At 69.0% G+C, this 17472-nt stretch carries 18 protein-coding genes; 8 read left to right on the top strand and 10 right to left on the bottom strand.

The annotated features are described in order from the left end of the window. Nucleotides 1–7 precede the first annotated feature (7 nt). The 4 genes from AC6CR5_RS21790 to AC6CR5_RS21775 all read right to left on the bottom strand — a co-directional run bounded on the left by AC6CR5_RS21790 (nt 8) and on the right by AC6CR5_RS21775 (nt 4647). Complete coding sequence (locus tag AC6CR5_RS21790; protein ID WP_498084947.1) at nt 8–1024, bottom strand: 2Fe-2S iron-sulfur cluster-binding protein; 1017 nt, start codon at nt 1022–1024, stop codon at nt 8–10. 11 nt (nt 1025–1035) lie between these two features. Beyond that, the gene (locus AC6CR5_RS21785) at nt 1036–1515 is read right to left on the bottom strand and encodes a GlcG/HbpS family heme-binding protein (protein ID WP_020925514.1); all 480 of its coding nucleotides are present in this window, start codon (nt 1513–1515) and stop codon (nt 1036–1038) included. A gap of 21 nt (nt 1516–1536) precedes the next feature. Further along, nucleotides 1537–2997: an aldehyde dehydrogenase family protein gene (locus AC6CR5_RS21780; protein ID WP_020925515.1), complete on the bottom strand. Its 1461-nt coding sequence runs from the start codon at nt 2995–2997 to the stop codon at nt 1537–1539. A 117-nt stretch (nt 2998–3114) separates the two neighbouring features. Beyond that, the gene (locus tag AC6CR5_RS21775; RefSeq protein WP_498084946.1) at nt 3115–4647 is read right to left on the bottom strand and encodes a hypothetical protein; all 1533 of its coding nucleotides are present in this window, start codon (nt 4645–4647) and stop codon (nt 3115–3117) included. Between the two features lie 225 nt (nt 4648–4872). On the opposite strand from AC6CR5_RS21775, the gene AC6CR5_RS21770 reads away from it, so the two are divergent. Further along, nucleotides 4873–5610, top strand: coding sequence for a sulfite exporter TauE/SafE family protein (locus tag AC6CR5_RS21770; protein ID WP_020925518.1), 738 nt, complete (start codon nt 4873–4875; stop codon nt 5608–5610). A 74-nt stretch (nt 5611–5684) separates the two neighbouring features. Further along, on the top strand, nt 5685–6401 hold the full coding sequence (locus AC6CR5_RS21765) for a GntR family transcriptional regulator (RefSeq protein ID WP_026383713.1): 717 nt from the start codon (nt 5685–5687) through the stop codon (nt 6399–6401). A gap of 23 nt (nt 6402–6424) precedes the next feature. Here AC6CR5_RS21765 and AC6CR5_RS21760 read toward each other — a convergent pair whose 3' ends face one another. The 4 genes from AC6CR5_RS21760 to AC6CR5_RS21745 form a co-directional block, all read right to left on the bottom strand. Further along, the gene (locus AC6CR5_RS21760; RefSeq protein WP_026383712.1) at nt 6425–6775 is read right to left on the bottom strand and encodes a 2Fe-2S iron-sulfur cluster-binding protein; all 351 of its coding nucleotides are present in this window, start codon (nt 6773–6775) and stop codon (nt 6425–6427) included. Beyond that, nucleotides 6772–7113, bottom strand: a complete 342-nt coding sequence (locus tag AC6CR5_RS21755; protein ID WP_006387286.1) for a hypothetical protein — start codon at nt 7111–7113, stop codon at nt 6772–6774. Before AC6CR5_RS21755 ends, AC6CR5_RS21760 begins: the two co-directional genes overlap by 4 nt. A gap of 73 nt (nt 7114–7186) precedes the next feature. Continuing rightward, the gene (locus tag AC6CR5_RS21750; RefSeq protein ID WP_006387285.1) at nt 7187–7525 is read right to left on the bottom strand and encodes a 2Fe-2S iron-sulfur cluster-binding protein; all 339 of its coding nucleotides are present in this window, start codon (nt 7523–7525) and stop codon (nt 7187–7189) included. A gap of 79 nt (nt 7526–7604) precedes the next feature. Beyond that, complete coding sequence (locus AC6CR5_RS21745) at nt 7605–8336, bottom strand: iron-containing redox enzyme family protein (RefSeq protein WP_006387284.1); 732 nt, start codon at nt 8334–8336, stop codon at nt 7605–7607. Between the two features lie 222 nt (nt 8337–8558). On the opposite strand from AC6CR5_RS21745, the gene AC6CR5_RS21740 reads away from it, so the two are divergent. Next, the gene (locus tag AC6CR5_RS21740; RefSeq protein ID WP_498084945.1) at nt 8559–8768 is read left to right on the top strand and encodes a hypothetical protein; all 210 of its coding nucleotides are present in this window, start codon (nt 8559–8561) and stop codon (nt 8766–8768) included. Between the two features lie 87 nt (nt 8769–8855). Here the strand turns inward: AC6CR5_RS21740 and AC6CR5_RS21735 are convergent, their stop codons facing one another. Further along, nucleotides 8856–9260, bottom strand: coding sequence for a DUF2809 domain-containing protein (locus AC6CR5_RS21735; RefSeq protein WP_150101875.1), 405 nt, complete (start codon nt 9258–9260; stop codon nt 8856–8858). Nucleotides 9261–9402: 142 nt separating this feature from the next. On the opposite strand from AC6CR5_RS21735, the gene sorA reads away from it, so the two are divergent. The 5 genes from sorA (at nt 9403) to AC6CR5_RS21710 (ending at nt 16201) form a co-directional block, all read left to right on the top strand. Beyond that, nucleotides 9403–10638 carry a SorA family sulfite dehydrogenase catalytic subunit gene (sorA, locus tag AC6CR5_RS21730; protein WP_024067491.1) on the top strand — a complete coding sequence of 412 codons (1236 nt, stop codon included), beginning with the start codon at nt 9403–9405 and terminating at the stop codon, nt 10636–10638. A 10-nt stretch (nt 10639–10648) separates the two neighbouring features. Beyond that, nucleotides 10649–10972 (top strand): SorB family sulfite dehydrogenase c-type cytochrome subunit, encoded by a 324-nt coding sequence (gene sorB, locus AC6CR5_RS21725; protein ID WP_024067490.1) that lies wholly within the window; start codon nt 10649–10651, stop codon nt 10970–10972. 133 nt (nt 10973–11105) lie between these two features. Then, nucleotides 11106–12809 carry an MFS transporter gene (locus tag AC6CR5_RS21720; RefSeq protein WP_024067489.1) on the top strand — a complete coding sequence of 568 codons (1704 nt, stop codon included), beginning with the start codon at nt 11106–11108 and terminating at the stop codon, nt 12807–12809. Nucleotides 12810–13028: 219 nt separating this feature from the next. Beyond that, the gene (locus AC6CR5_RS21715; protein WP_054446001.1) at nt 13029–14438 is read left to right on the top strand and encodes an MFS transporter; all 1410 of its coding nucleotides are present in this window, start codon (nt 13029–13031) and stop codon (nt 14436–14438) included. Nucleotides 14439–14578: 140 nt separating this feature from the next. Continuing rightward, on the top strand, nt 14579–16201 hold the full coding sequence (locus tag AC6CR5_RS21710; RefSeq protein ID WP_020925532.1) for a methyl-accepting chemotaxis protein: 1623 nt from the start codon (nt 14579–14581) through the stop codon (nt 16199–16201). Nucleotides 16202–16242: 41 nt separating this feature from the next. On the opposite strand, the gene hutI is transcribed toward AC6CR5_RS21710, so the two are convergent. Continuing rightward, nucleotides 16243–17460: an imidazolonepropionase gene (hutI, locus tag AC6CR5_RS21705; protein ID WP_150101874.1), complete on the bottom strand. Its 1218-nt coding sequence runs from the start codon at nt 17458–17460 to the stop codon at nt 16243–16245. Between the last annotated feature and the right edge of the window lie 12 nt (nt 17461–17472).

Raw genomic sequence — 17472 nt, 5'->3', positions numbered from 1 at the left:
GCCCGCCCTACGGCATCGCCGCCGTGGCTGGCGCGTGCTGGAAGGTGAAGCTGTCGGCGTAGACGTGATCGAGGCTGGCGCCACGCCCCGCCAGCAGCGTGGTCGCCTCGCTGACCATCGCCGGCGCGCCGCACAGGTAGAAGGCATGTTCGGACAGGTCGCCGTGGTCCGCCAGCACAGCCTGTTGCACATGGCCGCGCCGGCCCCGCCAGTCGGCTCCCGCGCGCGACAGCACCGGCACGAAATTGAACTCGTACAGCCGGCCAGCCCAGCCTTCGATCTGCTCGCGCAGATACAGGTCGGCCTCGGTTCGCATGCCCCAGTAGAGCGTCACCGGCGGGCAGTCGTCATTGTCCAGCAGCGATTCCAGGATCGCCTTGATCGGCGCAATGCCGGTGCCCGTGGCCATCATGATCATCGGCCGCCAATCTTCCTCGTGATAGCTGAACACACCCAGCGGCGCCTCGATCTCCAGCGCCGCGCCCGGCCGCGCCTGTCCCAGCCACTGGTCGGTGTAGCGGCCGCCCGGAATGCGGCGCACGTGGAAATCCACCAGGTTGCCGGCGGGCGCCGAGGCCATCGAGAAGCTGCGGGTGGCGCCGTCGGGCAACACCACGTTCATGTACTGGCCCGGCGCGTAGTCCAGCGGCGTGTCCGGCGGCAGCGCCAGCGTCAGGTGGATGACGTCGTCGCACAGCGCGGCGATGCGGTGCACGGTGGCGTCCAGGCGCCGCGGCTCGGCGAATTGGCGCGGGTTGGCGATGCTGATGCACAGATCGCTGCGCGGCCGCGCCTGGCAGGCCAGCGCATAGCCCTGGGCCGCCTCTTCCGGCGTCAGCGCCATGGGGAATTCTTCGTAGTCGACCGCCCCTTCGGCCAGCTTGATACGGCAGGTGCCGCAGCCTCCGAAGGTACATTCGTGCAGCAGCCGCACCGAGGCGCGCTCGGCCGCCTGCAATACGGATTCATCCGGCGCGACCATGAAAGCCTGCCCGGTCTCGAGGATCTGGACACGGTATGCCATGACGACAGCGCCTATTTCTTGATGTCCGCCTGCACCAGCACCGTCAGGCCGCGCGGCTCCAGCATTTCGGCCAGCGCCCCCAGCGCGGCCAGGCCGGCCTGGGTATCCTGCTCGCCGTTGCCGCCGCTCAGGCCGACGCCGCCGATGACCTCGTCGTTGACCACGATGGGAAAGCCGCCCACGAACGCGGCGAACTTGCCTTCGAAGCTCCATTGGATGCCGAAGGCTTCGTTGCCGGGTAGCGCCGGCCCATTGGGCGGCGTGGTGAACAGGTGCGTCGAGCGCTTGTGCCCGGATGCGGTGAAGGCCTTGTTCCAGGCGATCTGCGGGCCCGTGATGCGAGCGCCGTCCATGCGTTCCAGCGCGATCGGATAGCCGCCGTCGTCGACGATGCACACCGATTCCAGCACGCCGATCTGTTCCGAGCGGGCGATGGCGGCGCGCACCATGAGACGCGCTTCTTCCAGTTCCAGGCGATAAATCTGCTTCATGTCTTTTCTCCGAAGGCGCCGTCAGCCGGCGCGGTAGACGGTCTTGATCTGCGTGTAGAACTCCAGCCCGACCCGGCCCGATTCACGGAACGTCGACGTGCTGGAGCTTTTCAGGCCGCCGAACGGCGCGTTGATGAGATTGCCCGTGGTGGTGCGGTTGATCTTGACGGTGCCGGCCTGGATGTCGCGGGCGAAGCGGTGGGCGTAGCGCGCGTCGCTGGTGGCGATGGCCGCGGACAGGCCGTATTCGGTGTCGTTGGCGCAAGCGATGGCCTCGTCGTAGCCGTCCACCGCGATCAGCGCCAGCACGGGGCCGAAGATTTCTTCGCGCGCGATCCGCATCTGCTGTGTCACGTCCGTGAACAGGGCCGGCGTCACGTAATAGCCGCGCTCGAAGCCCGGACCGTCCAGGCGCTCGCCGCCGATCAGGTGGGTGGCTTCCTGCTTGCCCAGCGCGATGTAGCTCAGCACCGTGTCGAGTTGTTTACGCGTGGCCAGCGGTCCCAGGTCGAAATTGCCTTCCAGGCCGTTGCCGATGGTCAGCTTGCGCATGCGCGCCAGCAGCTTGTCGGTGAACGCCGCCAGCACCTTGCGATCGACCAGCAGGCGGCTGGTGCCGGTGCAGGCCTGGCCGCTGAGCGAAAAGCCGCCCTTGACCGCCAGCTCCACCGCGCGATCCAGGTCGGCGTCGGCCAGCACGATCAGCGGGTTCTTGCCGCCCAGCTCCATCTGCGTGCGCGTGGTCAGGCCGGCGCCGCGGTGGATCTGCTCGCCGGCGGCTGTCGAGCCGGTGAAGGAAATGGCGCGCACCGCCGCCGCCGTGGTGATGGCCTGGCCCACCTTCGAGGCCGGCCCGGTCACGAAATTCAGCACGCCCGGCGGCAGGCCCGCCTCGACGAAGGCCTCGGTGAGCCGGTAGCCGGTCAGCGGCGCATCGGACGAGGGCTTGAACACCACCGTGTTGCCCGTGATGAGCGCCGGCGCGATCTTGCGGGCCGGGATCGAGATCGGGAAGTTCCACGGCGAGATCACCGTCACCACCCCCAGCGGCTCGCGCTGGCTGTAGACCACCATGTCGGGATCGTCGTTGACGAAGGTCTCGCCGGTGAACGACTGGCCCTCCACCGCGTAGAAGCGGATGGTCTGGGCCGAACGCAGGACTTCGTCGCGCGCCAGCGCCAGCCCCTTGCCTTCCTCGCGGGTCAGTTCGCGTGCCACGCTGTCGGCGCGGTCCTCCAGCAGCTGGGCGGCGCGGAACAGGATGGCGGCGCGCTTGGAGATCGGTGTGTCGCGCCAGGCGGGAAAGGCAGCGGCGGCCGCCGCCACGGCGCGGGCGCCGTCGGCGGCGTCCGATTGCTGGAAGCGTCCCACCACGTCGGCGCTGTCGGCCGGGTTCAGGTTCGGCGCTGTCGCGCCCGAGGCGCAGGCGACCCATTCGCCCCCGATGTGATTCAGAAATTCCTGCTGCGAAAGCTCGTCCACGGAAGTCCTTCCTTTGCCGGGCTGGCCGGGATGCCCGGAAATTGGCCGTCTGAGGTAATTTCTGAACATTGTATACTTTAATCTAAATGGTTCGATCCATGTAAACCCGAACCGGCGTCAATGCCAGATCAGCACCGCGCAGATCGTGGACACGAACAACGCCAGCACCACCGGCAGCAGCAGCGCCCGCACCAGCGACAGCACGTGCACCCGCGCGAACCCGGCCACCGCGATCAGCGAGGACCAGGCGATCAGCGTGCCGCCGCCGGTCCACACCGCGCCCATCTGGCCCACTGCCGCCAGCGTCGCCGGATCCACGCCCACCACCGGCCCCAGCGCGCCCGACAGCGTGCCGGTCAGCGGCAGGCCGGCGAAGCCCGAGCCGTCGATGCCGGTGATCATCCCCACCAGCAGCACGCCGAACGCCACCAGGAAGTGGTTCTCGGGGATCAGGTGCTGGCCCGCCGAGATCACTTCGAACAGCAGGCCCGGCGCCTGCGCCTGCGGCACGCCCAGGATCTGCGCCGCGGTCTCGTTGGCGCCGACGAAGAAGAAGCCCGCGATCGGCAGCACCGAACCCATTGCCTTGAAAGCGAACACGAAGCCGTCGGTCACGTGCTCGGGGCACACGTCCAGCATCCTGCGCGGCCCTTCGGCGGCCAGCGTCACCAGCATCATCACCACGAAGGCCACGCCGCCCACCAGCGCGGCCGCGTCGCCGCCGCGCAGCGCGGGCAGCGCCGGGAACAGGCGCGGCAGCACCATCACCGCGATCACGCCCAGGAACGCCAGCGGCGTCACCACCGCGAACACCCGCGACCAGCGCACCCGGCGCCGCTCCTCCTCGTCCAGCCCCGGCCCGCGCGGCAGCGCCGGATTGGCGCCCATGGTGCCGCGCGCCAGCTCGGCCTTGTCGAACGAGCCGGAATGCTCGATCTCGGCCAGGCTGCCGTCCTGCGCCCGCGCCTGCCAGGCCGACAGCAGCGCCGTATCGGCCGGCACGATGTGCTTGCGGATCAGCAGGTAGGCGGCGGTCAGCGCCACCGCGCCGGTGATCAGCGACAGCACCAGCGCCCGGTCCGCCACCACCGCGGCGCTGACGGCGGCGCCGGCGGCCTTGGCGCTGATGCCCGGCGCCACGCCGATCACGTAATCCGAAGACAGCGCCATGCCCTGGCCGGCGATGGCGATCGCCATGGCGCCGGCCAGCGGCGGCAGTCCGGCCGCGATGGCCGCGGGCAGCAGGATCGCCGACACCAGCGGCACTGCCGGCGTTGGCCAGAAGAACAGCGAGATCACGTAGGTACAGAGGGCGATGATGAGAAACGACGAGTGCCCGCCGCGCATCACCCGCCGGAACGGCTGCACCATGCGCACGTCCGCCTGCAGCGTCTTGAGCGCGTTGAGCAGGGCCGTCATGAAGGTGATGACCAGGAAGATGTTGAAAAGCTCTTTGGCGGCCACGAAGCTGGCCGAGAAGATGCCGATCAGCGCGCTGATCGGGTTGCCGGTGATGGCCAGCACCACCAGGAAAGTGCCGATCACCGACGGCACCACCACGTTGGCGCGCAGGATCATCGTCAGGATGATCGCGGCGACGCTGATCAGGTACATCCAGTGAGCGGCGTTGAGCACGACGTCCGATTGCATGCGCTATTCCCCTTGTCGACGTGGCTGTTGGGTCGCCACTTCGGTATACTATATTTCGTTTGCTGCCATACCAACCGAAATATGCAGCGCCTAGGGAAAGCGATAATCCTGAAATTTCCATGAATATTCGAGAAAAATCAGTGCATTAAGTTAGGGCGCAAGCCCCGGTTTGGTGCATCGCCGATATTTCAATAGACTACCGTATACAAAAAAAGCGAATACGGCATGATGGCTTCCCTACCCGATCTCTGGCATTACGCCGCCATGGCGGCGGTGGTGTTCGGCGCCGCGCTGGCGCAGGGCGTGGGCGGCATCGGCTTCGCCATGTTCGCCGCGCCGGTGGCGGCGCTGTGCTTTCCCCAGCTCGCCCCCGGCCCCCTGCTGACGCTGGGCGGCTTCATCTCGCTGCTGACCGCGCTGCGCGAACGCGCCGCCATCGACTGGCGGGCCGTCGCCTATGCGCTGACCGGGCGCGCCGCCGGCACCCTGATCGCCATCTACGCCATGGCCCGCTTCGCGCCGCAGACGCTGGGCCTGCTGTTCGCCGCGCTGATCCTGGCCGCGGTCGCGCTCAGCGCGGCCGGGCTGCGCTTTGCGGCCACGCCCGGCCGGGTCTCGGGCGCCGGCGTGGCGTCCGGCATCATGGGCACCATGACCTCGGTCGGCGCCCCGCCCATCGCCCTGGTGCTGCAACACGCCGAACCGCCACGGCTACGCGCCACGCTGGGCATGGTGCTGTTCCTGGGGTCGCTCTTTTCGCTGGCCATGCTGGCCTGGGCGCGGCGCTACACCGGTTACCACGCCGGCCTGGCGCTCAGCCTGGCGCCGTTCCTGCTGGCCGGCTTCGCCGTGTCGGGCCGCCTGCGCCACCGGTTGCCGCCACGCGCGGTGCGCGCCGTGCTGCTGGGCGCCTGCGCCGTGGGCGCGCTGGGAGTGATCGGCAAGGCGCTGTGGGCCGGTTGAACCCGCTTGCGTCCGCCACCGCCCATCCCGGTAATACAATGCAGACTGTATCCATTCCGCCAGACCTGCTCGCCATGACCACCACGCCCGTCAGCTCGCAAGCCGTAGACACGCCGCAATCTGCCCCGCTGAAGATCGGCGAGCAGCATCCGCAGTTGTTCGCGGTCATCCGCGACAAGCTGCGCGAGCGCATCCTCAGCGGCGAATTCACCCCCGGCGACCGCCTGGTCGAAGGACGCCTGTCGGAAGAGATGGGCGTGTCGCGCATCCCGGTGCGCGAAGCGCTGCGGGCGCTGGCCGCCGAAGGGCTGGTCACCATCGAGCCGCGCCGCGGCGCCTCGGTGTCGGTGCTGTCGGACGCGGTCGCCTACGACATGGTCGAGGTCCGCGCCACGCTGGAAGGCCTGAACGCCAAGCTGGCGGCGCAGCGGCGCGACGACAAGACCGTCGAGCGCCTGCAGGCCTTTCTGCGCGAAGGCACCGAGGCCGCGCGCGGCGAGCAGCTGGACAAGTTCCTGGCGCTGAATTCGCAGTTCCACGAGATGCTGGCCACCATCGGCGGCAACGTGGTGCTGACCGACCTGATGCGCTCGCTGCGCGACCGCACGGCGCTGCTGTTCGCGCCCAGCAACATGCACCGCGCCAAGCAGAACTGGGACGAGCACTCGCAGATCCTGAACGCCGTCATCGCCGGCAATGGCGACCTGGCCGCGCTGCTGGCCAGCCAGCACGTGCACAACGCCGCCAAGGCCTACACCGAGACGCGCCAGGCGCATTCGTCGGCCGCCTGAGCGCGGCCCCGGCCGCAACCCGCTCAGGGCGCCACGGGCGTCGCCTGGCCGGCGTCGTCCACCACCACGCCCTTGCCGTCGCGCACCACCCACGACACCGCCACGTCGCCCAGCACGAAAGTCTGGCAGGCCATGCGGTAGCCGGCCTCGAAATCCTCGGGCCGCAGATGCTTGCGTTCCTTGGGCTTGATGGCGTCGGTGTTCTCCAGCCCCTGTTCGATGCGGCATTTGCAGGTGCCGCACAGGCCGCCGCCGCACTTGAACGGAATGCCGCCCTGTTCCTTCAGCGACACCCGCAGCAGATTGCTGTTCTCGGGCGCGCTGGCCACCTTGCCGCCATTCGATAGAAACGTGATGTTGACCATGCTGCTCAGTGCTCCGCGGCGACGGGGCCGGGACGCCGCGTCAGGGTGGTTTGCATGCTGCCGAAGCGGCTCAGGTGCGCCAGCTCGCGGCGCGCCGCCGCCAGCGAGGCGAACGACTCCAGGAACTTGGACGGCACGCGGTTGACGATGTAGGGCGGGGTCTCCTCGGTGACCAGCAGTCGCGCCGGCCCTCGCAGGCGGGCAATGCTGAACACCGCGCGGGTCCTGCCGTCGCAGGCGTAGTCGTAGGTCTCGACGATCTCGGCCTGCGCGTCCACCTCGGTGCGGTACACGCCGGGCTTGGACGTCAGGATCACGAACACGGCGTCATTCGCGTCGCGGGTCATGCGCGGTTCCTTTGCATCGGGTTGGGCGCCGGGGCCAGGGCGTGTTGGCGCCGCGGGACGCCCGGCGCGGGCGTCAGGGTTGCTCGAGCGCGGCCGCGGGCTCGCGCGCTGGCGCCACCTCGACGTCCTGCGCCAGCTCGATATCGTGGCCGAGCCACAACTGGCAGGCCAGGCGGTAGCCGGCGTCGATGCGCTCGCCCAGCTGCTTCTTTTCCTTCCAGTTCACCGGCGGCAGGTGCTCGGCCCCCGCCAGCACGCGGCAGGCGCACTTGGCGCACTTGCCCATGCCGCACTCGTAGCGCAGGTGCGGGAACGGGAACTGCCGGATGCCGGCGCGCACCACCAGGTTGGCGTTGTCCGGCACCTCGCCGGTGTAGGTCTGGCCGCCTTTGTGAAATGTGACGGTAGGCATGTATCGGTCATCCAGTGAAGCGCCGCGGCAGCCGGCCCGCGCCATGCGCGGGTGGCGCCGCAAGCGCGGGCGCGGGCGCTCAGGCCGCCAGGCCCAGCTCGGGCAGCGCGATTTCCTGCTGCACGTAGTCGGTATAGAGCGCGGTGGTGTACAGCAGCCGCATCTGCGCGCCGATCTCGCAGATCTTCAGGCAGCGCTGCTGCAGCTCGACCGTGTTGGCGTGCTCCAGCACGATCTGGTAGCCGCGTTCGCCATGGATTTCGTCGGACACGATGTGCAGGTCGAAGAACTCGACCTCCTCGTCGGTGAAGCCGTATTTCTCGCGCAGGGTCGGGGTCTGCTTGCGATAGATCGACGGCACCTGCGATTCCAGGCCCACCACCAGGCCGGCCACCGCCACGATGGGGTCTTCGCGCATGGCCACCGCGTAGCACCAGCTTTGCAGGGCGCGGGTGGTGGGCGACATGTTGTCGGGGTTGGTGACCCGCTCGCGGGTGGTGCCGCAGGCCTCGGCGAAGCGGATCAGCAGGTCGGTATGGCGGTCGCCGCCGATCTCCTCTTCGTACATGTTGGCCAGCAGGAAGTCCTTGGCCTCGGTGTAGGTGTCGGGCGTGCGGGCGTACAGATAGCCCAGGTAGTCGGCGAACGGGCCGACGTAGTGATAGTGGTTCTCGGCCCAGCGCGACAGGTGCTCCCGGCTGAGCTTGCCTTCGGCCCAGGCAATGGAAAAAGGCGAGGCATTGGCGCTCTTGCCCTTGATCGCGTTTTCCAACGCGGTGCGGAATTCATCTCGGTTCATCAGTTCTGCCATGACGCGCTCCAGGTCTGTGAGGGAGGGGCCGGCCGAAAACCTCGACCGATGCAGAACATTGTATACCGTCTACCGTTTTCATCGACTAGGGTATTCCCGTTGCCGTCGAAACCAAAAGGGACCGTCCCTCTGATATCAACGACTTGGATCAACCCGGGCGGATTGGAGATCAGGGTTTACCCTGGTACAATGAATACAATTTCAATGCAATTCGGAAATACCATGAACACCCGCCCCCCCCTGGGAGACGCCCCGATCGGCCAGCAGCTGCTGGCGCACTACGCCCGCCGCGATGCGGTGCGCCATGCCACCCCCTTGTTCCCTTCGTCATGGGCCGAATGCCTGGCCCCGTTCCGCAACGCGCGTCTGCGCCCGCAGGCCAAGCCCGCCGGGCAGGGCGGAGACAGCGCCCCGGTCGGCCAGGCTGGCTGAATCGGCATGCGCCGCGTTGCGGCGCGCCGTGCCGGGCGCGCGACAGAGCCGCGGCGCTCGCAATGATGGGCCGGGCGCCGCGCGTTTTCAGGTGTTTTGAATGGGGCCCGCGCCCGGGCTCCGCATGCGGCGCGCGCCGGCCAGCAACAGCACCAGCAGGAAACCCAGCGTGTAGGCCAGCATGTCCCACCAGTCGGGCACGCTGCCCAGGATCACCCGCAGCACCGGCTGCTCCAGGCGCCAGCCATAGTGGCGCGCCAGATACTGGCCCAGTTCGACCCCGTAGCCGGTCAACAACGCCGCAATGGCCAATGGCAGTACGCCGGCGCGGATGAAGCTGCGGTACACCAGATAGGCCCAGCCCACCGCCACCACGTCGCCCACGAAGCCGCGCAACAGCGGGTAGGGCTTGCCCAGGGTGGCGATCAGCGCCTCCACGGCGGTCACGGCCAGCAGCGCGGCGAAGGCCGGCCGGTTGAAAGTCAGTCTCATCGCGATGCCATGCGCCCGTGGCGCGGAAAACACGGTTATTGGAACGGTCGACGCAACTGTTAACGCATTTGTCAGGTCGACGGGCGTAGCCTGATTCGACCGCGCCGCAGGCGAGGGTACTAGAAAACAAGAGGAGACAAGCATGAGCGCATTCGATCCGGATGGGCGCCGACGCTTCCTGCGCCAGGCCTGTACCCTGGGCGCGACCGGCACGCTGGCCGGCCACGCCCTCACCAGCCTGGCGGCCCCGGCCACCGTCACCCTGCCTTTCGCCAACGGCGAGCGCGACCTGATCGCCTATCCGCAGAAGCGCCCGCTGATCCGCCAGACCTCGCGGCCGCCGCAGCTGGAAACCCCGTTCGCGGTTTTCAACGAAGACCTGATCACGCCCAACGACGCCTTCTTCGTGCGCTACCACCTGGGCAACATCCCCACGGCCATCGACCCCGCCGCCTACCGGCTGCGCGTGGGCGGGCTGGTCTCCAAGCCGCTGGAATTGTCGCTGGCCGACCTGAAGCAGCAGTTCGGCGCGCCGGTCGAACTGGTGGCGGTGACCCAATGTTCCGGCAACAGCCGCGGCTTCTTCGAGCCGCGGGTGGGCGGTGGCCAGCTGGGCAACGGCGCCATGGGCAACGCGCGCTGGCTCGGCATCCCGCTCAAGCGCGTGCTGGAAAAGGCCGGCATCCAGGCCGGCGCGCGCCAGGTGACGTTCGAGGGGCTGGACCGGCCGGTGCTGCAGGGCACGCCGGAGTTCGTCAAGGCGCTGGACGCGGCCCACGCGCTCGATGGCGAGGTGATGCTTGCGTACGCCATGAACGGCGCCGACCTGCCCATGCTCAACGGTTATCCGGTGCGGCTGGTGGTGCCCGGCTACTACGGCACCTACTGGGTCAAGCACCTGGCCGACATCAAGGTGCTGGACAAGGAGTTCGACGGCTTCTGGATGCAGAAGGCCTACCGCATTCCCGACAACGACTGCGCCTGCACGCCGGCGGGCAAGGCGCCGGAAAAGACCCGTCCGATCGGACGCTACAACGTGCGCAGCTTCATCACCAGCCTGGCCGACGGCGCCCGCGTGGCCAAGGGCCGGCGAGTGCAGGTGCGCGGCATCGCCTTCGATGGCGGCCGCGGCATCCGCGACGTGCAATTCTCGGCCGACGGCGGCAAGACCTGGCGTGCCGCCACGCTGGGCCGCGACCTGGGCCGCTATTCCTTCCGCGAATGGCACGCCGACTTCACCCCCGCGCAGGCCGGCGTCTATCAGTTGAAGGCGCGCGCCACCAACATGGCCGGCGACACCCAACCGCTGGAGGCGCTGTGGAATCCGGCCGGCTACATGCGCAACGTGGTCGAAACCGTGCGCGTCGACGCCGCCTGAGGAGAGCGCCATGATCCGACTCGCCCGCCTCGTCCTGGCCCTGGCCGCCGCCGGCGCCTGCGTTCCCGCGCTGGCCCTGGACATCCAGCTGCCGCAGGAAACCGCCACCCTGCACCCCGGCGCCGGTCCCGGCGCCCAGGGCGCCACCCTGTGCCTGATGTGCCACTCGGTCGACTACATTTCGTCGCAACCGCCCATGCCGCCGGGCTTCTGGGACGCCGAGGTCAAGAAGATGGTCGGCACCTACGGCGCGCCGATCCCGGCCGAACAGGTGCCGCTGATCGTCGAGTACCTGAACCAGGCCTACCCGCCCCCGGCCCGGCCCAAGCCCTAGTTCCCGCCGCGGCGCGCAGGCCGCGCGCCGCGGCTGCCTCGTCCCGCGGCTGCCTCGTCTTAACCCGGACCCCTAATAGGCGTACCATTGGACGGCCCCCGCCCGCCATGTCCGGGTGATCACAGAGGCCTCCATGCTCCAGCCCGTTTCGGCCAACAACGATCTTCCCCCCACATCGCCGGGCACGTCCGCCGCGCCCCCTCAACCCGTCCTGCGGGTCAGCACGCTCTCCCCCTTCGCGTTCCCGGCGTTCCGCATCATCTGGATCGCCAACCTGTTCGCCAACCTCGGCACCTGGGCGCAATCGGTGGCCGCCGCCTGGGTCATCACCACCGAACAGAGCAGCCCGCTGATGGTCGCCATGATCCAGGTGGCCGCGGCCTTTCCGCTGGTGGCGCTGTCGATCCTGACCGGCGTGCTGGCGGACAACTACGACCGCCGCAAGGTCATGCTGGTCGGCATGCTGCTGGAACTGGCCGGCGGCATCTTCATCACGATACTGGCGTATATCGGCCTGCTGCATCCGATCACCCTGATCATCTCGGTCTTCTGCATCGCCATCGGCAGCGCCATCGTCACGCCCGCCTGGCAGGCGGCGGTGGGCGAGCAGGTGCCGCGCGAGCACATCGGCAGCGCGGTGCTGCTCAACAGCGTCAACTACAACGTGGCGCGCGCAGTCGGGCCGGCGATCGGCGGCCTGCTGCTGGGCGCCGCCGGCGCGCCCACCGTGTTTCTGCTGAACTGTGTCTGCTACGGCAGCCTGATCTGGGCCATCTGGCGCTGGCGCCGCGACGTGCCGGCGCGGCGGCTGCCGCCGGAGCGGCTGTTCGAGGGCGTGGTGGCGGCGCTGCGCTATACCCAGCATTCCACCGTGACGCGGGTGGTGATGCTGCGCGCCTTCGCCTTCGGCCTGTCGGCCAGCGCCCTGTGGGCGCTGCTGCCGCTGCTGGCCTACGCCCACGAGCAGGGCGACGCGCTGCTGTACGGCTACATGCTGGGCGCGCTGGGCGTGGGCGCCATCCTGGGTAGCGCCGTGGTGCGGCGGCTGCAAGCAGCCTGGGGCGCCAGCGGCCTGGTGAGCGTCGCGGCCGGCCTGCTGGCCGCCTGCCTGCTGGTGCTGGGGCTGACCGACACGCTGTGGCTGGCGTTTCCGGCGCTGCTGCTGTCCGGCGCCTGCTGGATCGGCGTGCTGGCCACCTACAACACCACGGTGCAGATGCTGGTGCCCGACTGGGTCAAGGCGCGTTCGCTGGCGCTGTACCAGACCGCGATCTTCGGCGGCCTGGCGGCCGGCTCGTTCATGTGGGGCCATTTCGCGGGCACCATGGGCGTGTCCGGCGCGCTGTCGGCGGCCGGCGTGATGCTTGCCATCACCGTCGCCCTGCTGTACCGCTCGCGCCTGCCCGAACAGGTCAACACCCAATCGCTGGCGCGCGCCGACGCCACCGAACCGGCGCTGTCGGCGGCCGGCTTCAACACCCAGCACGGCGCGGTGCTGGTGGCGGTGGAATACCTGATCCCCAAGGAAAAGCTGACCGCCCTGATCGATGCGGCGCGGCCGTTGCGCCTGCTGCGACTGCGCAATGGCGCGCAGCAATGGCAGCTGTTCCGCGACCTGGAGCGCGAGGGCGTATGGCGCGAAGTCTTCCTGGTGGAAAGCTGGATGCAATACCTGCGCATGATCGACCGCATGACCCTGGCCGACAAAATGGTGCTGGACGAATTGCGCGCCCTGCATGCCGGCGACAAACCGCCGGTGGTGTCGCGCAATGTCAGCTACCTGGCCATGAACGAAGCGCAGGGATTTTCGCTGCGCCGCGAACCGGAATCTTTGTAGCGGCCGGCACCGACGGCTGTCAGAATGTGATGGTGGCCGTGACGATGTCGGTGTATTTCCCCGGGCGCGGCCGATTATCAGCCAGGCGCGCAAGGCCACGCGTGACGGAAAATCCGTGCAGAGCTGGCTGACGAAGCGTTGAATCGACATGTCGCACTAGAATCGACGCTTCCCCACAGCCGGCGCCCCCCTTGCCCCGGCGCCAGGCCACGGCATCTCATGTTCTCCTTCTCACGCAACACCATCCACCCCGCAGGCCAGGGCCTGCCGGCCTCCGAACGCCTGGGCGCCTTGCTGGCCGTGATGCTGGCGGTCTGCATGGCCAGCCTGGACACCGCCATCGCCAACACCGCGCTGCCCACCATCGCGCGCGACCTGCGGGCCAGCGACGCGGGCTCGATCTGGGTCATCAGCGGCTACCAGCTGGCGATGGTCGCCGGCCTGCTGCCGGCAGCCGCGCTCGGCGAGATCCTCGGGCACCGCCGCGTCTACATGGTCGGCATCGTGGTGTTCACGCTGGCGTCGCTGGCCTGTGGACTGGCGCCCACCCTGCCTGTGCTGGTGGCCGCGCGCATCCTGCAGGGGCTGGGCGCGGCCGGCGTCATGAGCGTGAACGCGGCGCTGCTGCGCTTCATCTATCCCGCGCCGGTGCTGGGACGGGGCATGGGCCTGAACGCCATGGTGGTGGGACTGTCCTTCGCGGCCGGCCCGACGGCGGCCTCCACCATCCTGCTGCTGGGATCATGGCATTGGCTGTTCCTGGTCAACGTGCCTATCGGCCTGCTGGCCATGGCGCTGGGCCTGCGCGGCCTGCCCCCCACGACGCGCGCGCCGCACGGTTTCGACGGGCTGGCCGCCGCGCTGTGCGCGTTGACGCTGGGACTGTTCGTGCTGGGGTCGAACGAACTGGCGCACAGCGCGCCGTGGCAGCGCGTCACGCTGGAATGGGGCCTGGCGGCCGCCAGCCTGTGGCTGCTGATGCGGCGCCAGGCCGGCCATCCCGCGCCCATCCTGGCGGTGGACCTGTTGCGCCGGCCGCTGTTCGCGCTGTCGGCGGCCACCGCCGTATGCGCGTTCGCGGCGCAGGCGCTGGCCTTCGTGTCGCTGCCATTCCTGTTCCAGACCGTGCTCGGCTACACGCAGGTGCACACAGGCTTTCTCATCACGCCCTGGCCGGTCGTGGTGGCCTTCATGGCGCCCATCGCCGGCCGCCTGTCGGACCGCTATCCGGCCGGCATGCTGGGCGGCGTCGGCCTGGCGTTGCTGGCCCTGGGCATGGCATCGCTGGCCTTGCTGCCGGCCGCGCCATCCGCATGGGACATCTCGTGGCGCATGGCATTGTGCGGCGCCGGCTTCGGTTTTTTCCAGTCGCCCAACCTGCGCGCCATCATGACCTCGGCGCCGCCATCGCGCGCGGGCGGCGCCAGCGGCATGATCGGAACGGTGCGCCTGCTGGGACAGGCCAGCGGCGCCGCGCTGGTGGCCGCCTGCTTCAATGTCTCGAGCACCCATGGCGCGGTGATGGCGCTGTGGCTGGGCGGCCTGTGCGCCGCGCTGGCCAGCCTGGCCAGCTTCGCGCGGCTGCGTTTCGGCGCGGTCGAGTCCGCCGATGCGCCGGCGGCGCGTTGAAATCGCCGTTTTATTGCGTTTAATGTCGTTATATATCGGTGATCGCCAGACACATACGTAAGATGTGCAACACGCGCTAAATATTCGTTCAGGGCGGGCCGTTGTCCGGGTGTAGTCCCGTACCTCCCTGAATGACGCGTATGACACAGTTCCTGAAAGACATCACCATCCGCCGCATGATCCTGTGCACGCTGCTCACGATCAGTGTCCTGCTAGCCGGCCAGTCGGCCATCAGCGTAAAAGGGTTGCAAAGCTCCGGTGAAGCGCTCGCCGCCAGCTATGAACTCCTGAACGAAGTCTCATCCCTCTCCCGCGTCAACGACCAGATCATGCGCGCCCGCCTGCGGTTGGCGCGCCAGATGGAATACGTCCGCGACGGTCTGGCCGCCCCCGCCGCGGAAGAAGGCCGCGCGATCGACGCCGCGTTGGAGGCCGCCCGCAAGAATCAGGCCGCTTTCCTCGAATCGGCCAAGGACAGCGCGCCCGCCTCGATACTCGAACCGCTGCAGGGCGGCTTCAACGCCCTGGTCAACGATGGCATCGCGATCCAGCGCGGCTTCCTGGCGGCCGAGGACCTCGAAAAGGCCCGCGCGCACGCCGCCGGCCCGGTCATCGCCGCCAGCCGCGCCTTCGGCAAGGCCATCGAGAACTACGAAGCCTATGCGCAGGAACGCCAGGACGCCCTGCGCAACAGCGCGCAGCGGGAACGCCAGCAGGCCTACACGGGCATTGGCGTGCTGCTCGGCGTCTGCCTGCTGCTGCTGGTTCTGGGCGACCGCTACGTGGTGCGCTTCGTGCGCCAGCCGCTGGACCAGGTCAAGCGCCACTTCCAGCACATCGCCGCCGGCGACCTGACCGCGCCCATCGCGCCCTACGGCAGGAACTGCGTCGGCCAGCTGATTCCCTATCTGCAGGAAATGCAGGCCAGCCTGGTGCGCACGGTGCACGCGGTGCGCGACGGCGTGGCCGAGATCAACACCGGCTCCAGTGAAATCGCCGCCGGCAACCAGGACCTTTCCAGCCGCACCGAACAGCAGGCCGCCTCCCTCGAAGAGACCGCCGCCAGCATGGAGGAACTGCTGTCCACCGTCACCAGCAACGCCGACAACGCGCGCCAGGCCAACGCCATGGCCGCCGAGGCCTCGGAAGTGGCTCGTCGCGGCGGCGCGGCGGTGCAGAGCGCGGTCGCCACCATGCGCGAGATCGCCCAGGATTCGGGACGTATCGAGGATATCGTCGGCGTCATCGACGGAATCGCGTTCCAGACCAACATACTGGCGCTGAATGCCGCGGTCGAAGCCGCCCGCGCCGGCGAGCAGGGCAAGGGCTTCGCCGTGGTTGCCGGCGAAGTGCGTTCGCTGGCACAGCGCAGCGCCAGCGCCGCCAAGGAAATCAAACAGCTGCTCGGCGCGTCCGGCGCAACCGTGCAGGCCGGCGCGGCGCAGGTGGAAACCGCCGGCCGGACCATGCAAGAGATCCAGCTCGCCATCGAGCGCCTGACCGTGCTGGTGGGCGACATCGCCGCCGCCTCGCGTGAACAGGTCACCGGCATCGGGCAGGTCAATACCGCGGTCACGCAGATGGACCACGTCACGCAGCAGAACGCGGCGCTGGTCGAACAGGCCGCCGCCGCGGCCGCCTCGCTGGAATCACAGGCCCAGCGCCTGCAGCACTCGGTCAGCACCTTCCGCCTGCCCGCCGGCCAGCAGGACCCGGCGCCGCTGGCGTTGCCGGTGCGCGACACGCTGGCCCTGCCGGCCTGACCGGCCGCGGGCCGTTGATCTCCGTCGACCGCGCGGCCGCGCTATTGCAGCGTGGCCGCGTGGACGTCGACGCCGTGGCGGATGACCCGCTTGGGCAGGTCGCCGCCAATCCAATAGGCCAATTCGGCCGGATGGGCAACGTCCCAGGCGACGAAATCCGCCATCATGCCGGCGGCCAGCACGCCGTGCGTCGCCTGCAGGCCCAGGGCGCGGGCCGCATGCACGGTGGCGCCGGCCAGCGCCTCCTGCGGCGTCAGGCGGAACAATGTGCAGGCCATGCTCAGCATCAGCCGCAACGACAGCGCCGGCGAGGTGCCGGGGTTGAGATCGCTGGAAATCGCGATCGGCACCCCGTGGCGGCGCAACAGTTCGACCGGCGGCAATTGCGTTTCGCGCAGCGCGTAGAACGCGCCGGGCAGCAGCACCGCCACCGTGCCGGCTGCCGCCATGGCGCGCGCGTCGGCCTCGGTCAGGTATTCCAGGTGATCGGCCGACAGCGCGCCGTAGCGCGCGGCCAGGCTGGCGCCATGCAGCGACGACAACTGTTCTGCGTGCAGCTTCACCGGCAGGCCCAGCTGGACCGCGGCCAGGAATACGCGTTCGACTTGCGCGGGCGAGAATGCCAAGTGTTCGCAGAACGCATCGACCGCGTCCACCAACCCCTCGGCCGCCAGCACCGGCAGCATGCGGCGCGCGACCTCGTCGATGTAGTCGTCGGCGCGTCCGGCGAACTCCGGCGGCAGGGCATGCGCGGCCAGGCAGGTGGCGCGCACGGTCAACGGCAGCGTCTGTCCCAGGTGCCGCGCGACGCGCAGCATCTTGCGCTCGTTGGGCAGATCCAGGCCATAGCCCGACTTGATCTCCAGCGTGGTCACGCCATCGCGCAGCAGATGCAGCGCGCGGCGCCGCGCGCTGGCGTACAACTGCTGCTCCGAAGCGGCGCGGGTCGCCCGCACGGTGCTGGCGATGCCGCCGCCCTGCGCCGCGATCACGGCGTAGTCCACGCCCTGCAGGCGCTGCTCGAATTCCTGGCTGCGGTCGCCGCCGAACACCAGGTGGGTATGGCAATCGATCAGGCCGGGCGTCACCCAGGCGCCAGCCAGGTCGTGCACGGGCCCGTCTCCGTCCCGCGGCAGCGCCGCCTCGGGGCCGATCCATTCGATACGATCGCCGCGGGTCACCAACGCGGCCCGTTCGATCGTCGCGTATTCCCCGCCCGCCATGGTCGCGGCATGGCAATTGCGCCAGACCTGTTTCATCGCGTCACTCCC

It is taken from the genome of Achromobacter sp. EG18 (genome assembly GCF_059759395.1).
This window is presented reverse-complemented; position numbering and strand designations above follow the sequence as displayed.